Raw genomic sequence first — 15548 nt, 5'->3', positions numbered from 1 at the left:
GCATTGTCGGGAGACTGTGACAGCCGGGAGCCGTCCGATGTTGCTGTACGAACTTTCCTGCGGGCAAAACAAAACCCCAACTGCTTTCGCAATTGGGGTTTCGGAATTTAATCTTGACGATGACCTACTCTCACATGGGGAAACCCCACACTACCATCGGCGATGCATCGTTTCACTGCTGAGTTCGGGATGGGATCAGGTGGTTCCAATGCTCTATGGTCGTCAAGAAATTCGGTAGCCAGGTCGTGGGCCCTTACGGGTTCACGCTCCAGCGAATGGGTATGTGATAGATCGGGTGTTTTGTGAGTTCTCGAACTTTCGGTTCGTTTCGTCTTCACACACCGCAATCTGGTGCTCTTTCGCTTTTGGGCTCGAAGCAAGCAAATTGCTTGGGTGTTATATGGTCAAGCCTCACGGGCAATTAGTATTGGTTAGCTCAACGCCTCACAGCGCTTACACACCCAACCTATCAACGTCGTAGTCTTCGACGGCCCTTCAGGGGACTCAAGGTCCCAGTGAGATCTCATCTTGAGGCTAGTTTCCCGCTTAGATGCTTTCAGCGGTTATCTATTCCGAACATAGCTACCCGGCAATGCCACTGGCGTGACAACCGGAACACCAGAGGTTCGTCCACTCCGGTCCTCTCGTACTAGGAGCAGCCCCTCTCAAATCTCAAACGTCCACGGCAGATAGGGACCGAACTGTCTCACGACGTTCTAAACCCAGCTCGCGTACCACTTTAAATGGCGAACAGCCATACCCTTGGGACCGGCTTCAGCCCCAGGATGTGATGAGCCGACATCGAGGTGCCAAACACCGCCGTCGATATGAACTCTTGGGCGGTATCAGCCTGTTATCCCCGGAGTACCTTTTATCCGTTGAGCGATGGCCCTTCCATACAGAACCACCGGATCACTAAGACCTACTTTCGTACCTGCTCGACGTGTCTGTCTCGCAGTCAAGCGCGCTTTTGCCTTTATACTCTACGACCGATTTCCGACCGGTCTGAGCGCACCTTCGTACTCCTCCGTTACTCTTTAGGAGGAGACCGCCCCAGTCAAACTACCCACCATACACTGTCCTCGATCCGGATAACGGACCTGAGTTAGAACCTCAAAGTTGCCAGGGTGGTATTTCAAGGTTGGCTCCACGCGAACTGGCGTCCACGCTTCAAAGCCTCCCACCTATCCTACACAAGCAAATTCAAAGTCCAGTGCAAAGCTATAGTAAAGGTTCACGGGGTCTTTCCGTCTAGCCGCGGATACACTGCATCTTCACAGCGATTTCAATTTCACTGAGTCTCGGGTGGAGACAGCGCCGCCATCGTTACGCCATTCGTGCAGGTCGGAACTTACCCGACAAGGAATTTCGCTACCTTAGGACCGTTATAGTTACGGCCGCCGTTTACCGGGGCTTCGATCAAGAGCTTCGCGTTAGCTAACCCCATCAATTAACCTTCCGGCACCGGGCAGGCGTCACACCCTATACGTCCACTTTCGTGTTTGCAGAGTGCTGTGTTTTTAATAAACAGTCGCAGCGGCCTGGTATCTTCGACCGGCATGGGCTTACGCAGTAAATGCTTCACCCTCACCGGCGCACCTTCTCCCGAAGTTACGGTGCCATTTTGCCTAGTTCCTTCACCCGAGTTCTCTCAAGCGCCTTGGTATTCTCTACCCAACCACCTGTGTCGGTTTGGGGTACGGTTCCTGGTTACCTGAAGCTTAGAAGCTTTTCTTGGAAGCATGGCATCAACCACTTCGTGTTCTAAAAGAACACTCGTCATCAGCTCTCGGCCTTAGAATCCCGGATTTACCTAAGATTCCAGCCTACCACCTTAAACTTGGACAACCAACGCCAAGCTGGCCTAGCCTTCTCCGTCCCTCCATCGCAATAACCAGAAGTACAGGAATATTAACCTGTTTTCCATCGACTACGCTTTTCAGCCTCGCCTTAGGGACCGACTAACCCTGCGTCGATTAACGTTGCGCAGGAAACCTTGGTCTTTCGGCGTGGGTGTTTTTCACACCCATTGTCGTTACTCATGTCAGCATTCGCACTTCTGATACCTCCAGCAAGCTTCTCAACTCACCTTCACAGGCTTACAGAACGCTCCTCTACCGCATCACCTAAGTGATACCCGTAGCTTCGGTGTATGGTTTGAGCCCCGTTACATCTTCCGCGCAGGCCGACTCGACTAGTGAGCTATTACGCTTTCTTTAAAGGGTGGCTGCTTCTAAGCCAACCTCCTAGCTGTCTAAGCCTTCCCACATCGTTTCCCACTTAACCATAACTTTGGGACCTTAGCTGACGGTCTGGGTTGTTTCCCTTTTCACGACGGACGTTAGCACCCGCCGTGTGTCTCCCATGCTCGGCACTTGTAGGTATTCGGAGTTTGCATCGGTTTGGTAAGTCGGGATGACCCCCTAGCCGAAACAGTGCTCTACCCCCTACAGTGATACATGAGGCGCTACCTAAATAGCTTTCGAGGAGAACCAGCTATCTCCGAGCTTGATTAGCCTTTCACTCCGATCCACAGGTCATCCGCTAACTTTTCAACGGTAGTCGGTTCGGTCCTCCAGTTAGTGTTACCCAACCTTCAACCTGCCCATGGATAGATCGCCCGGTTTCGGGTCTATTCCCAGCGACTAGACGCCCTATTAAGACTCGCTTTCGCTACGCCTCCCCTATTCGGTTAAGCTCGCCACTGAAAATAAGTCGCTGACCCATTATACAAAAGGTACGCAGTCACCCAACAAAGTGGGCTCCCACTGCTTGTACGCATACGGTTTCAGGATCTATTTCACTCCCCTCTCCGGGGTTCTTTTCGCCTTTCCCTCACGGTACTAGTTCACTATCGGTCAGTCAGTAGTATTTAGCCTTGGAGGATGGTCCCCCCATATTCAGACAAAGTTTCTCGTGCTCCGTCCTACTCGATTTCATGACTAAGAGATTTTCGCGTACAGGGCTATCACCCACTATGGCCGCACTTTCCAGAGCGTTCCGCTAATCTCAAAGCCACTTAAGGGCTAGTCCCCGTTCGCTCGCCACTACTAAGGGAATCTCGGTTGATTTCTTTTCCTCAGGGTACTTAGATGTTTCAGTTCCCCTGGTTCGCCTCTTAAGCCTATGTATTCAGCTTAAGATAACCATCTTGTGATGGCTGGGTTCCCCCATTCAGACATCTCCGGATCAAAGTCTGTTTGCCGACTCCCCGAAGCTTTTCGCAGGCTACCACGTCTTTCATCGCCTCTGACTGCCAAGGCATCCACCGTATGCGCTTCTTCACTTGACCATATAACCCCAAGCAATCTGGTTATACTGTGAAGACGACATTCGCCGAAAATTCGATCACGCTCAATTAAGAGCCACTCACAAATTTTACCTTAGCCTGATCCGTTACCAGTGAAAGTAACGTTCAGTCTATCTTTCTATCACATACCCAAATTTTTAAAGAACGATCTAGCCAAAGACTAGAAATCAACATTCACCATCATCACGATGGAATGCTCATTTCTAAGCTTTCAACAAACAGAAGCAGTAGTGGTGGAGCCAAACGGGATCGAACCGTTGACCTCCTGCGTGCAAGGCAGGCGCTCTCCCAGCTGAGCTATGGCCCCGTATTGCTACAGGTTCCCACACAAAAATTGGTGGGTCTGGGCAGATTCGAACTGCCGACCTCACCCTTATCAGGGGTGCGCTCTAACCAACTGAGCTACAGACCCAATTTCGGGCTGCTTCTTATCGTCTTCTTCAATGAATCAAGCAATTCGTGTGGGAACTTATGGAGCAGCTGATGTCGTCGATTAAGGAGGTGATCCAGCCGCAGGTTCCCCTACGGCTACCTTGTTACGACTTCACCCCAGTCATGAATCACACCGTGGTAACCGTCCTCCCGAAGGTTAGACTAGCTACTTCTGGTGCAACCCACTCCCATGGTGTGACGGGCGGTGTGTACAAGGCCCGGGAACGTATTCACCGCGACATTCTGATTCGCGATTACTAGCGATTCCGACTTCACGCAGTCGAGTTGCAGACTGCGATCCGGACTACGATCGGTTTTCTGGGATTAGCTCCACCTCGCGGCTTGGCAACCCTCTGTACCGACCATTGTAGCACGTGTGTAGCCCAGGCCGTAAGGGCCATGATGACTTGACGTCATCCCCACCTTCCTCCGGTTTGTCACCGGCAGTCTCCTTAGAGTGCCCACCATAACGTGCTGGTAACTAAGGACAAGGGTTGCGCTCGTTACGGGACTTAACCCAACATCTCACGACACGAGCTGACGACAGCCATGCAGCACCTGTCTCAATGTTCCCGAAGGCACCAATCCATCTCTGGAAAGTTCATTGGATGTCAAGGCCTGGTAAGGTTCTTCGCGTTGCTTCGAATTAAACCACATGCTCCACCGCTTGTGCGGGCCCCCGTCAATTCATTTGAGTTTTAACCTTGCGGCCGTACTCCCCAGGCGGTCAACTTAATGCGTTAGCTGCGCCACTAAGAGCTCAAGGCTCCCAACGGCTAGTTGACATCGTTTACGGCGTGGACTACCAGGGTATCTAATCCTGTTTGCTCCCCACGCTTTCGCACCTCAGTGTCAGTATCAGTCCAGGTGGTCGCCTTCGCCACTGGTGTTCCTTCCTATATCTACGCATTTCACCGCTACACAGGAAATTCCACCACCCTCTACCATACTCTAGCTTGTCAGTTTTGAATGCAGTTCCCAGGTTGAGCCCGGGGATTTCACATCCAACTTAACAAACCACCTACGCGCGCTTTACGCCCAGTAATTCCGATTAACGCTTGCACCCTCTGTATTACCGCGGCTGCTGGCACAGAGTTAGCCGGTGCTTATTCTGTCGGTAACGTCAAAACACTTACGTATTAGGTAAATGCCCTTCCTCCCAACTTAAAGTGCTTTACAATCCGAAGACCTTCTTCACACACGCGGCATGGCTGGATCAGGCTTTCGCCCATTGTCCAATATTCCCCACTGCTGCCTCCCGTAGGAGTCTGGACCGTGTCTCAGTTCCAGTGTGACTGATCATCCTCTCAGACCAGTTACGGATCGTCGCCTTGGTGAGCCATTACCTCACCAACTAGCTAATCCGACCTAGGCTCATCTGATAGCGCAAGGCCCGAAGGTCCCCTGCTTTCTCCCGTAGGACGTATGCGGTATTAGCGTCCGTTTCCGAGCGTTATCCCCCACTACCAGGCAGATTCCTAGGCATTACTCACCCGTCCGCCGCTCGCCACCAGGTACAAGTACCCGTGCTGCCGCTCGACTTGCATGTGTTAGGCCTGCCGCCAGCGTTCAATCTGAGCCATGATCAAACTCTTCAGTTCAAACATCTTTGGGTTTTTAAGAAACCCTAAACTTGGCTCAGCAATCGTTGGTTACATCTTTGATTTCTCGCGGAGTAACTTGTGATGCTGATAATCTTGTTGACTATCAGTCTGACTCCACAAGCACCCACACGAATTGCTTGATTCAGTTGTTAAAGAGCGGTTGGTTAAGATCTTTCATCTCAACCGAGGCGCGCATTCTACAGCAGCCTCTGTTGCTGTCAAGTGGTTATTTTCAGAAGTTTTCAAAGTTTCCTTTGCAACTTCAACCACTTGCGCTTCCGATCTCTCGTTAGCGGGAGGCGAATTCTACAGCGTTACTCGCTGCTGTCAACACCTCTTTTTCTCCGCTTTCGACCGAGAAAATCGAAACGTCTATAAGGCCAAACCCACCTGCCTTACCGACTCCTTCTGGGCTTCGATGACCTGAAGCAACTCGCTGTCGAAAACTGCGTAACTCTTTGTTTACCAAGGAGTTTTCCGTTTCGACTGCGCCGGAAGTGGGGCGAATTATAGACTTCCAGAATCTGCCGTCAACACCTATTTTCACATTTCTGTCATATAGGTCAAAAAAGCCCGAAAACACGAAGGCCGAGCCCCAAGGGGCTCGGCCTTCTTCCCTTCTACTTACAAGCTAGGGAACGCGAATTGCGATGCTTCATGGCTTGCACGCTGTGGCCAGCGCTGGGTAATGGCCTTGCGACGGGTGTAGAAACGCACGCCATCCGGGCCATAAGCGTGCAGATCGCCAAACAGCGAACGCTTCCAGCCACCAAAGCTGTGATAAGCCACCGGCACCGGCAACGGCACGTTGACGCCGACCATGCCGACTTCGATCTCGTCACAGAACAACCGCGCCGCTTCCCCGTCACGGGTGAAGATGCAGGTGCCGTTGCCATACTCGTGATCGTTGATCAGTTGCATCGCCTCTTCCAGGCTGTTGACCCGAACCACACACAGCACCGGCCCGAAGATCTCTTCTTTATAGATGCGCATCTCTGGCGTGACGTTATCGAACAGGCAGCCACCCAGGAAGAAGCCTTCCTCATGACCGGCAACGCTCAAACCACGACCATCAACCACCAACGACGCACCCGAAGAAACGCCGTCTTCTATATAGCCACTGACTTTGTCGCGAGCCTGACCGGAAACCAAAGGCCCCATGTCCAACCCACAAGAAGTCCCCGCACCGATTTTCAGCGCCTTGATTTGCGGCACCAACTTGGCCACCAACGCATCCGCCACCTGGTCGCCCACACAAACAGCTACCGAGATCGCCATGCAACGCTCACCGCAAGAACCGTACGCCGCGCCCATCAGTGCGCTGACCGCGTTATCCAGATCCGCATCCGGCATCAACACCGCATGGTTCTTCGCGCCGCCCAATGCCTGGACGCGTTTGCCGCGCTTGGTGCCTTCGGCATAGATATATTCGGCAATCGGCGTCGAGCCCACGAAGCTCAGCGCTTTGACTTCCGGCGCTTCGATCAGCGCGTCCACTGCCGCCTTGTCGCCGTGCACCACACTCAGCACACCTTTAGGCAGGCCGGCTTCGATCAATAGTTGAGCGATCAACAGCGTCGAGCTTGGATCACGCTCGGACGGCTTGAGGATGAAGCAGTTGCCGCAAACGATCGCCAGCGGATACATCCACAGCGGCACCATCGCCGGAAAGTTGAACGGAGTGATACCGGCCACCACACCCAACGGCTGGAAGTCCGACCAGGCATCAATGTTCGGGCCGACGTTACGGCTGTACTCGCCCTTGAGGATTTCCGGTGCGGCGCAAGCGAACTCGACGTTCTCGATACCGCGCTTCAGTTCACCGGCGGCGTCTTCCAGGGTCTTGCCATGTTCTTCACTGATCAGCTGAGCGATACGCGCTTCGTTCTGTTCCAGCAGTTGCTTGAAGCGGAACATCACCTGCGCGCGTTTGGCCGGCGGCGTGTTACGCCAGGCCGGGAACGCAGCCTTGGCCGAGTCGATGGCTTTCTGAATGGTTTCGCGGCTGGCCAACGGCAGCTTGTGGATGGCCTGGCCGGTGGACGGGTTGAACACGTCGGCCGTGCGACCGTCTTCGGTCACCAGTTCACCATTGATCAAATGCGGGATAAGGCTCATGCGGGGCTCCAGAAAAGTTGTCCACGGGCGCCTTCAAAAGGCGCCTCTATATAGAAGAGAAAATCAGTCGATCTTGTTCAGCACTTCGCCGACCGCGTCGAACAGGCGATCAAGGTCTTGCGGCTTGCTGTTGAAGGTTGGGCCGAACTGCAGGGTGTCGCCGCCAAAGCGCACGTAGAACCCGGCTTTCCACAACGCCATGCCCGCTTCGAACGGGCGCACGATGGCGTCGCCGTCACGTGGCGCGATCTGGATCGCACCGGCCAGACCGTAGTTACGAATGTCGATAATGTTTTTCGAGCCCTTCAGGCCGTGCAGCGCATTTTCGAAATGCGGCGCGACTTCGGCCACGCTCTGCACCAGATTTTCCTTTTGCAGCAGATCGAGCGCAGCCAAGCCAGCAGCACAAGCAACAGGGTGCGCGGAGTAGGTGTAGCCGTGCGGGAATTCCACCGCGTACTCCGGCGTCGCCTGGTTCATGAAGGTCTGGTAGATCTCGGAGCTGGCAATCACCGCGCCCATCGGAATCGCGCCGTTGGTGACTTGCTTGGCGATGCACATCAGGTCCGGGGTCACGCCGAAGCTGTCAGCACCGAACATCGAGCCGGTACGGCCGAAACCGGTGATCACTTCGTCGAACACCAACAGGATGTTGTGCTGATCGCAGATTTCGCGCAGACGCTTCAGGTATCCCTGCGGCGGAACGAGCACGCCGGCGGAACCGGCCATTGGCTCGACGAATACGGCGGCGATGTTCGAAGCGTCGTGCAATTCGATCAGCTTGAGCAGTTCATCGGCCAAGGCGATACCGCCCTCTGTCGGCATGCCACGGGAGTAGGCATTGCTCGCCAGCAAGGTGTGCGGCAGGTGATCCACGTCCATCATCGCCTGACCGAACATTTTGCGGTTGCCGTTCACACCGCCAAGGCTGGTGCCGGCGATGTTCACACCGTGGTAGCCACGGGCGCGGCCGATCATTTTGGTCTTGGTCGCCTGGCCTTTCAGGCGCCAGTAGGCACGCACCATCTTCACTGCCGTGTCGGCGCACTCGGAACCCGAGTCGGTGAAGAACACGTGGTTCAGATTGCCCGGTGTCAGGTCGGTGATTTTCTCGGCCAGTTGGAACGACAGCGGATGGCCGTACTGGAAGCCCGGCGAGTAATCGAGGGTGCCCAGTTGCTTGGCGACCGCTTCCTGGATTTCCTTGCGAGTGTGCCCGGCGCCGCACGTCCACAGACCCGACAGCGAATCGTAGACCTTGCGTCCCTTGTCGTCCGTCAGCCAGCTGCCTTCCGCCGCCACGATCAGTCGCGGATCGCGCTGGAAATTGCGGTTGGCGGTGTAGGGCATCCAGTGGGCATCGAGCTTGAGCTGGCTGGCCAAGGGAGACAGGGCGTTTTCGGGCAAATTCATGGGCAAAACCTCGCAGGGCAATAAGCGGCATAGAGATCAAAAGCGTTCTTGCAGCTAAATTGCCACGGGGATAAAGTCGGTGAAATCCAACTTTTCTAACGTTCAGTCTGCCAAACACTAAACTTTGAGTATTTTGCGCATGAGCACTCGTCGCCCCGATCCGCTGGCCCAAGTCAGCGACTTTGATATCCGCCTGCTGCGTATTTTCCGCAGCGTGGTGGAATGCGGCGGCTTCTCCGCGGCGGAATCGGTACTGAGCATCGGTCGATCGGCCATCAGCCAACAGATGAGCGATCTGGAACAGCGCCTTGGCCTGCGGTTATGCCAACGCGGTCGCGCCGGTTTTTCCCTGACCGAAGAAGGTCGTGAGGTTTACCAATCGGCGTTGCAGCTATTAAGTGCGCTGGAAAGTTTCCGCACCGAAGTCAACGGTCTGCACCAGCACCTGCGTGGCGAATTGACCATCGGCCTGACCGACAACCTCGTCACCCTGCCCCACATGCGCATCACCCATGCCTTGGCGCAATTGAAGGAACGCGGGCCGGACGTGCAGATTCAGATCCGCATGATCGCGCCCAATGAAGTCGAACAAGGCGTGCTCGATGGTCGCTTGCACGTCGGCGTGGTGCCGCAGGCCAGCGCACTGTCGGGGCTGGAATATCAGCCGCTCTACAGCGAACGTTCGCTGTTGTATTGCGCGGTCGGTCATCCCTTGTTTTACGTCGACGACAAGCAACTGGACGACGAGCGCCTCAACACTCAGGACGCCATCGCGCCGACCTTCCGTTTGCCCGCGGAAATCCAGGCGCATTACCAGGCACTCAATTGCACCGCCAGTGCCTCGGACCGCGAAGGCATGGCGTTCCTGATTCTCACTGGCCGCTACATTGGATATCTGCCGGATCACTACGCCAGCCTTTGGGTGCAGCAAGGTCGATTGCGCGCGCTGAAACCGACGGCGCGCTTTTATGACTTGAGCCTCGCATCGGTTACTCGCAAGGGCCGTCGCCCGCATTTGGTGCTGGAAAGTTTTCTGGAGAGTCTGGCAGCGACACGCTAGAAACCTGTGGGAGCGGGCTTGCTCGCGAATGCGGTGTGTCAGCTGCATTAATGTCGACTGACACTCCCTCTTCGCGAGCAAGCCCGCTCCCACAGGGGAATGTGGTGAGGAGGTTTTATCGCTCCGGGACTTGTCGGATGCCTGTGGGTACGCTATCAACGCATTGGTTGCACCCACCCACCCTGTTCGGAAGTGCCTATGACCTTTGAAGTCCCCGCTCACGGCGGCAAACCTGCCAGCCGCATTCGTCAGAAGAACGAAGAGACCATCATCAAAGCCGCCGAAGACGAGTTCGCCCGTCACGGATTCAAAGGCACCAGCATGAACACCATCGCCCTGAATGCGGGGTTGCCCAAAGCGAACCTGCATTACTACTTCACCAACAAACTCGGTTTGTACGTGGCGGTGTTGAGCAACATCCTTCAGTTGTGGGACAGCACCTTCAACACCTTGACCGCTGAGGATGATCCGGCCGAAGCACTGACGCGATACATCCGCGCCAAAATGGAATTCTCCCGACGCCAACCGCAAGCCTCGCGGATCTTCGCCATGGAAGTGATCAGTGGCGGTGAATGCCTGACCGAGTATTTCAATCAGGACTATCGCGCCTGGTTTCAGGGCCGCGCGGCTGTGTTCCAGGCCTGGATCGACGCCGGCAAAATGGACCCGGTCGACCCGGTGAACCTGATCTTCCTGCTGTGGGGCAGCACCCAGCATTACGCCGATTTCGCCACGCAGATCTGCCGTGTCAGCGGCCGCTCCAAGCTGACCAAACAAGACATGGAAGACGCCGGCGACAACCTGATCCGCATCATCCTCAAAGGCTGCGGCCTCACGCCAACTATCTAAGACACTTATGCCTTTTACCCTCAGCGGTTTTTGCGAGTACCGCGAAGAGATTCGCAAAAGCCGCTTCATCACCTTCGCCGCGCCGATCTCCAGCCCCGCTGAAGCCCAGGCGTTCATCGATCAGCACAGCGACTTGAACGCCACGCACAATTGCTGGGCATGGAAGCTCGGCGATCAATACCGCAGCAATGACGACGGCGAACCCGGCGGCACCGCAGGGCGGCCGATTCTGGCGGCCATCGAAGCGCAGGATTGCGATCAGGTCGCGGTCCTGGTGATTCGCTGGTACGGCGGCATTCAACTGGGCACCGGCGGTCTCGCCCGGGCTTATGGCGGCGGCGCCAACAAGTGCCTGCAAGGTGCGGCGAAAGTCGAGCTGATCAGCCGGGTGCCGGTGAGCTGTGCCTGTACCTTTGGCGAGTTGCCGCTGGTGAAACTTCGGGTGGCGGAGCTGGGTGGTCTGGTGATGGAAGAAACCTTCACGGCCAACGGTGTGGAACTGCAATTGGCCGTTGGCAAAGAGCAGATCGATACCTTGCAAACGATGCTCGCGGATTTGAGTCGCGGGCGCATTGTGTTGCAGCACTGATCGCACCAACAACGCTCACCGGCCTTGCGCCGAGCGTGTTCACTTGCCCACATCTGCTGTGCACCCGGCTGTGGATAACCTGCGCATATCCTGCTGTAACCCTTCTGTCATGCGGCTTTGCGGGCTTTGCTCATTTTTCGTCCAATTTTCCACCAGAAAGACTAAATCCACGAAAAAACAAACAGTTAGCGGCGGTTATCACCTTTAGAAGATAGCCGCACAGTGCTTATGCCCATGCTTTCGGCTTGCGCACAAATACTGTGGAACAACCTGTGGATAACCCGTTCATGGCTGGCGCAGCCCTATATCCGGCATAGGCTGCCGCGTGTTGCTCGTTTTTTGACCAATCGACGGCGAGCAAAATCAGAGCCTGATCAAGGACTTTGCCCTCAAGTAGTGCCTGATCGGGAATCGTAAGATGGCGAGGCCTCGTCCTCAATGCCTTTGCCTACAGGGATTTACGGTTTTCCTGACTCAATGGCCAGGAAATTGCTTTATCCACAGGCATAACTCCAGTCGACCCGAGTCAGTCATGCCCAACCCCGTGCCGATCCCCGATCAAACACCCCGCCTGCAACTGCGCAGAATCAGCAAACGTTACCCCGGTTGCCTGGCCAACGACGCCATCGACCTGAGCATTGCTCCCGGTGAAATCCACGCCCTGCTCGGCGAGAACGGCGCGGGCAAAAGCACACTGATGAAGATCATCTACGGCGTCACCCACGCCGATTCTGGCGAAATGATCTGGCAAGGCCAGCGCGTGAACATGCGCAATCCGGCGCAGGCTCGCGAACTCGGGATCGGCATGGTGTTCCAGCATTTCTCGCTGTTCGAAACCCTCAGCGTGGCGCAGAACATTGCCTTGGCGATGGGCGCGGCGGCTGGCACACCGAAACAGCTTGAGCCAAAGATTCGTGAAGTCTCCCGGCGCTACGGCATGGCGCTGGAACCGGAGCGACTTGTCCACAGCCTGTCGATCGGCGAGCGGCAACGGGTGGAAATCATTCGCTGCCTGATGCAGGACATTCGCCTGCTGATTCTCGATGAGCCGACGTCGGTGCTCACACCGCAGGAGGCTGACGACCTCTTCATCACCCTGCGCCGACTCGCGGCCGAAGGCTGCTGCATTCTGTTTATCAGCCACAAGCTCGGTGAAGTGCGCGCGCTGTGCCACAGCGCCACGGTACTGCGCGGCGGCCGGGTGGCCGGGCATTGCGTGCCGGCCGAGTGTTCGGATCAGCAATTGGCGAAGTTGATGGTTGGGGAGGCTGCGGAGCTGATTATTGACTATCCGAAGGTGATCGGCGGGGACGCGTTTTTGAATGTAAGTGGATTGTCCTGGCTCAACCCTGACCCGTTCGGCTGCTCCCTGACGGACATTGACCTCGATGTGCGCAGTGGCGAAATCGTTGGTATCGCCGGCGTTGCGGGCAATGGTCAGGATGAGCTGTTGGCTCTGCTCAGCGGAGAAGAAAGGCTAAGCCGAAGCGACAACGCGACGATCAGTTTCGGCGGACAACCGGTCGCCGATTTACGGCCCGATGCACGCCGCAAACTCGGCCTCGCGTTCGTTCCCGCCGAGCGCCTTGGCCACGGTGCGGTGCCTGAGTTGAGCCTTGCCGACAACGCCCTGCTCAGCGCATTTCAACAAGGACTGGTCAGCAGAGGGCTGATTCAGCGCGCCAAGGTCGAGGCGCTGGCTAAAGAAATCATCCACCGCTTTGGCGTGAAGACACCCGACACCCAAGCGCCGGCCCGCAGCCTGTCCGGTGGCAATTTGCAGAAATTCATCCTCGGCCGCGAGATCCTCCAACAGCCGAAATTGCTGGTGGCCGCGCACCCGACCTGGGGCGTGGACGTCGGCGCCGCCGCCACCATTCACCGTGCATTGATTGCCTTGCGCGATGCCGGCGCGGCGATCCTGGTGATCAGCGAAGACCTCGACGAATTGTTCCAGATCAGCGACCGGCTCGGCGCCTTGTGCAGCGGACGCCTGTCGCCGCTCAGGGCCACGGTCGACACGCGCCTGATCGATGTCGGCGGCTGGATGGCCGGCCAGTTCGAGGCCCCACAACCACTCGCATCCGCAACGGTTTAACGGAGTTTCACATGCTGCTTTCTCTCGAACCCCGTGGCCAGCAATCGCGCCTGATGCTGTGGTGCTCGCCGTTGCTGGCAGCGGTCCTGACATTGGGCTGCGGCTCGCTGCTGTTTATCGCGTTGGGCCACGATCCGCTGCTCACCCTGCACACTTTGCTGATCGCACCGGTCAGCGATTTGTATGGCGTCTCCGAACTGTTGGTCAAAGCGCTGCCGATTCTACTTTGCGCGCTGGGTCTGGCCGTGGCGTATCAGGCACGGATCTGGAACATCGGCGCCGAAGGCCAACTGCTGCTCGGCGCCCTGGCCGGCAGTGCACTGGCGGTGAACATCATCGATATGCAAAGTCGCTGGGCGCTGGTGCTGATTCTGCTGGTCGGCAGCCTGGCCGGTGCCGCGTGGGCCGGGCTGACGGCGTGGTTACGCACGCGCTTCAATGCCAACGAAATCCTCACCAGCATCATGCTCAATTACATCGCGCTGAACCTGCTGCTGTTCTGCGTGCATGGGCCGCTGAAGGACCCGGCCGGGTTCAACTTTCCGGAGTCGGCGATGTTCGGCGATGCCAGCCGCTTGCCGCTTCTGATGGAGGATGGCCGGGTTCACGCCGGGGTGTATTTCGCCCTGCTCGCGTTGGTAGCGGTCTGGGTTCTGTTGCAGAAAAGCTTTGTCGGTTTCCAGATCAAGGTGCTTGGGCTGGACAAGCGCGCAGCGGGTTTCGTCGGGTTTCGCGAGAAGCGGCTGATCTGGCTGGCGCTGCTGATCAGCGGCGGATTGGCAGGATTGGCCGGGATTTGTGAAGTCACCGGGCCGATCGGCCAACTGGTGCCGCAGGTTTCGCCTGGGTATGGCTATGCCGCGATCACCGTGGCGTTTCTCGGGCGACTCAACCCCATCGGCATTCTGTTTTCCAGCCTGCTGATGGCGTTGCTGTACATCGGCGGCGAGAGCGCGCAGATGAGCATGAATCTGCCGCAAGCGATCACGCAATTGTTCCAGGGAATGATGCTGTTTTTCCTGTTGGCCAGTGACGTGCTGATTCTCTATCGGCCGCGTTTGCACCTGCGCTGGACTCGTCGCGCGCAAGCCACCGCCGTACACGCAGGAGCGCTGTGATGGATATCGATCTGCTGAGCAATATTTTCTACGCCATGGTCCGTTGCGGCACGCCGCTGCTGTTGGTGGCTCTGGGGGAACTGATCTGCGAGAAAAGCGGCGTCCTGAATCTGGGCCAGGAAGGCATGATGCTGTTTGGCGCGGTGATCGGTTTTATCGTCGCCCTGAACAGCGGCAACCTGTGGCTCGGCGTATTGCTGGCGATGCTCGCCGGGATGCTGCTGTCGTCGTTGTTCGCCTTGGTGGCGCTGGTGTTCAACGCCAATCAGGTGGCCACTGGATTGGCGCTGACGATCTTCGGCGTGGGCCTGTCGACGTTTGTCGGCGCGGCATGGGTCGGTAAACCGCTGGCAGGTTTCGAGCCGGTGGCGATTCCTTATTTGAGTGAAATTCCGCTGATCGGGCGGATGCTGTTTGCGCAGGATTTGCTGGTGTATCTGTCGTTCGCGCTGTTTGCGCTGGTGGCGTGGGTGATTCTGAAAAGTCGTGTCGGGCTGATCATTCAAGCGGTCGGGGAAAGCCCCAATGCAGCCAGCGCCATGGGTTTGCCGGTGTTGGGCGTGCGCACGTTGGCGGTGCTGTTTGGCGGTGCAATGGCGGGTTTGGCCGGCGCGTATCTGTCGCTGGCCTACACGCCGATGTGGGCGGAAAACATGAGCGCCGGTCGTGGCTGGATTGCCTTGGCGCTGGTGGTGTTTGCCAGTTGGCGGGTGTGGCGATTGTTGCTCGGGGCGTACCTGTTCGGACTCGCCAGCATCCTGCACCTGGTGGCGCAGGGCTTGGGGCTGGCGATTCCGTCGAGTCTGCTGGCGATGTTGCCGTATGTCGCGACGATTGTGGTGTTGGTGCTGTTGTCGCGAGATGCGGTGCGTACGCGGTTGTATGCGCCGGTGTCGTTGGGGCAGCCGTGGCGGGCTGGGCATTAGTGGTTGCCTGGACTGGCCCCTTCGCGGGCAA

8 protein-coding genes, 2 tRNA genes and 3 rRNA genes are annotated in these 15548 nt (G+C 56.8%); 6 read left to right on the top strand and 7 right to left on the bottom strand.

The features are described 5' to 3' along the window. Positions 1–111: 111 nt before the first annotated feature. From rrf to aptA, 7 genes are all read right to left on the bottom strand, one after another. Positions 112–227 (bottom strand): 5S ribosomal RNA (gene rrf / locus ACA049_RS03515). A 173-nt stretch (positions 228–400) separates the two neighbouring features. Further along, positions 401–3292 (bottom strand): 23S ribosomal RNA (locus ACA049_RS03510). Between the two features lie 249 nt (positions 3293–3541). After that, positions 3542–3617 (bottom strand) — tRNA-Ala (locus ACA049_RS03505). A gap of 28 nt (positions 3618–3645) precedes the next feature. Continuing rightward, positions 3646–3722, bottom strand: a tRNA-Ile gene (locus ACA049_RS03500). An 82-nt stretch (positions 3723–3804) separates the two neighbouring features. Continuing rightward, a 16S ribosomal RNA gene (locus tag ACA049_RS03495) occupies positions 3805–5343 on the bottom strand. Together the 16S, 23S and 5S rRNA genes with 2 tRNA genes alongside form the textbook arrangement of a ribosomal RNA operon. A 627-nt stretch (positions 5344–5970) precedes the next feature. Beyond that, positions 5971–7464, bottom strand: a complete 1494-nt coding sequence (locus ACA049_RS03490; RefSeq protein WP_010463762.1) for a CoA-acylating methylmalonate-semialdehyde dehydrogenase — start codon at positions 7462–7464, stop codon at positions 5971–5973. A gap of 63 nt (positions 7465–7527) precedes the next feature. Then, a complete protein-coding gene (gene aptA, locus ACA049_RS03485; protein WP_497333164.1) occupies positions 7528–8877 on the bottom strand; it encodes an omega-aminotransferase AptA in 1350 nt (449 codons plus the stop codon). 139 nt (positions 8878–9016) lie between these two features. Between aptA and ACA049_RS03480 the strand changes: the two genes are divergently transcribed. The 6 genes from ACA049_RS03480 to ACA049_RS03455 all read left to right on the top strand — a co-directional run bounded on the left by ACA049_RS03480 (position 9017) and on the right by ACA049_RS03455 (position 15517). Continuing rightward, positions 9017–9937, top strand: coding sequence for a LysR family transcriptional regulator (locus ACA049_RS03480; protein WP_497333162.1), 921 nt, complete (start codon positions 9017–9019; stop codon positions 9935–9937). A 198-nt stretch (positions 9938–10135) separates the two neighbouring features. Continuing rightward, positions 10136–10786, top strand: a complete 651-nt coding sequence (locus ACA049_RS03475; protein ID WP_497333160.1) for a TetR/AcrR family transcriptional regulator — start codon at positions 10136–10138, stop codon at positions 10784–10786. Positions 10787–10793: 7 nt separating this feature from the next. Next, positions 10794–11375, top strand: a complete 582-nt coding sequence (locus ACA049_RS03470) for an IMPACT family protein (RefSeq protein WP_497333158.1) — start codon at positions 10794–10796, stop codon at positions 11373–11375. Between the two features lie 532 nt (positions 11376–11907). After that, positions 11908–13473 (top strand): ABC transporter ATP-binding protein, encoded by a 1566-nt coding sequence (locus ACA049_RS03465; protein ID WP_497333156.1) that lies wholly within the window; start codon positions 11908–11910, stop codon positions 13471–13473. Positions 13474–13484: 11 nt separating this feature from the next. Further along, on the top strand, positions 13485–14591 hold the full coding sequence (locus ACA049_RS03460) for an ABC transporter permease (RefSeq protein WP_497333154.1): 1107 nt from the start codon (positions 13485–13487) through the stop codon (positions 14589–14591). Then, on the top strand, positions 14591–15517 hold the full coding sequence (locus ACA049_RS03455; RefSeq protein WP_497333152.1) for an ABC transporter permease: 927 nt from the start codon (positions 14591–14593) through the stop codon (positions 15515–15517). Before ACA049_RS03460 ends, ACA049_RS03455 begins: the two co-directional genes overlap by 1 nt. The last annotated feature ends 31 nt before the right edge of the window (positions 15518–15548 follow it).

It is taken from the genome of Pseudomonas sp. LBUM1662 (assembly GCF_059695915.1).
This window is presented reverse-complemented; position numbering and strand designations above follow the sequence as displayed.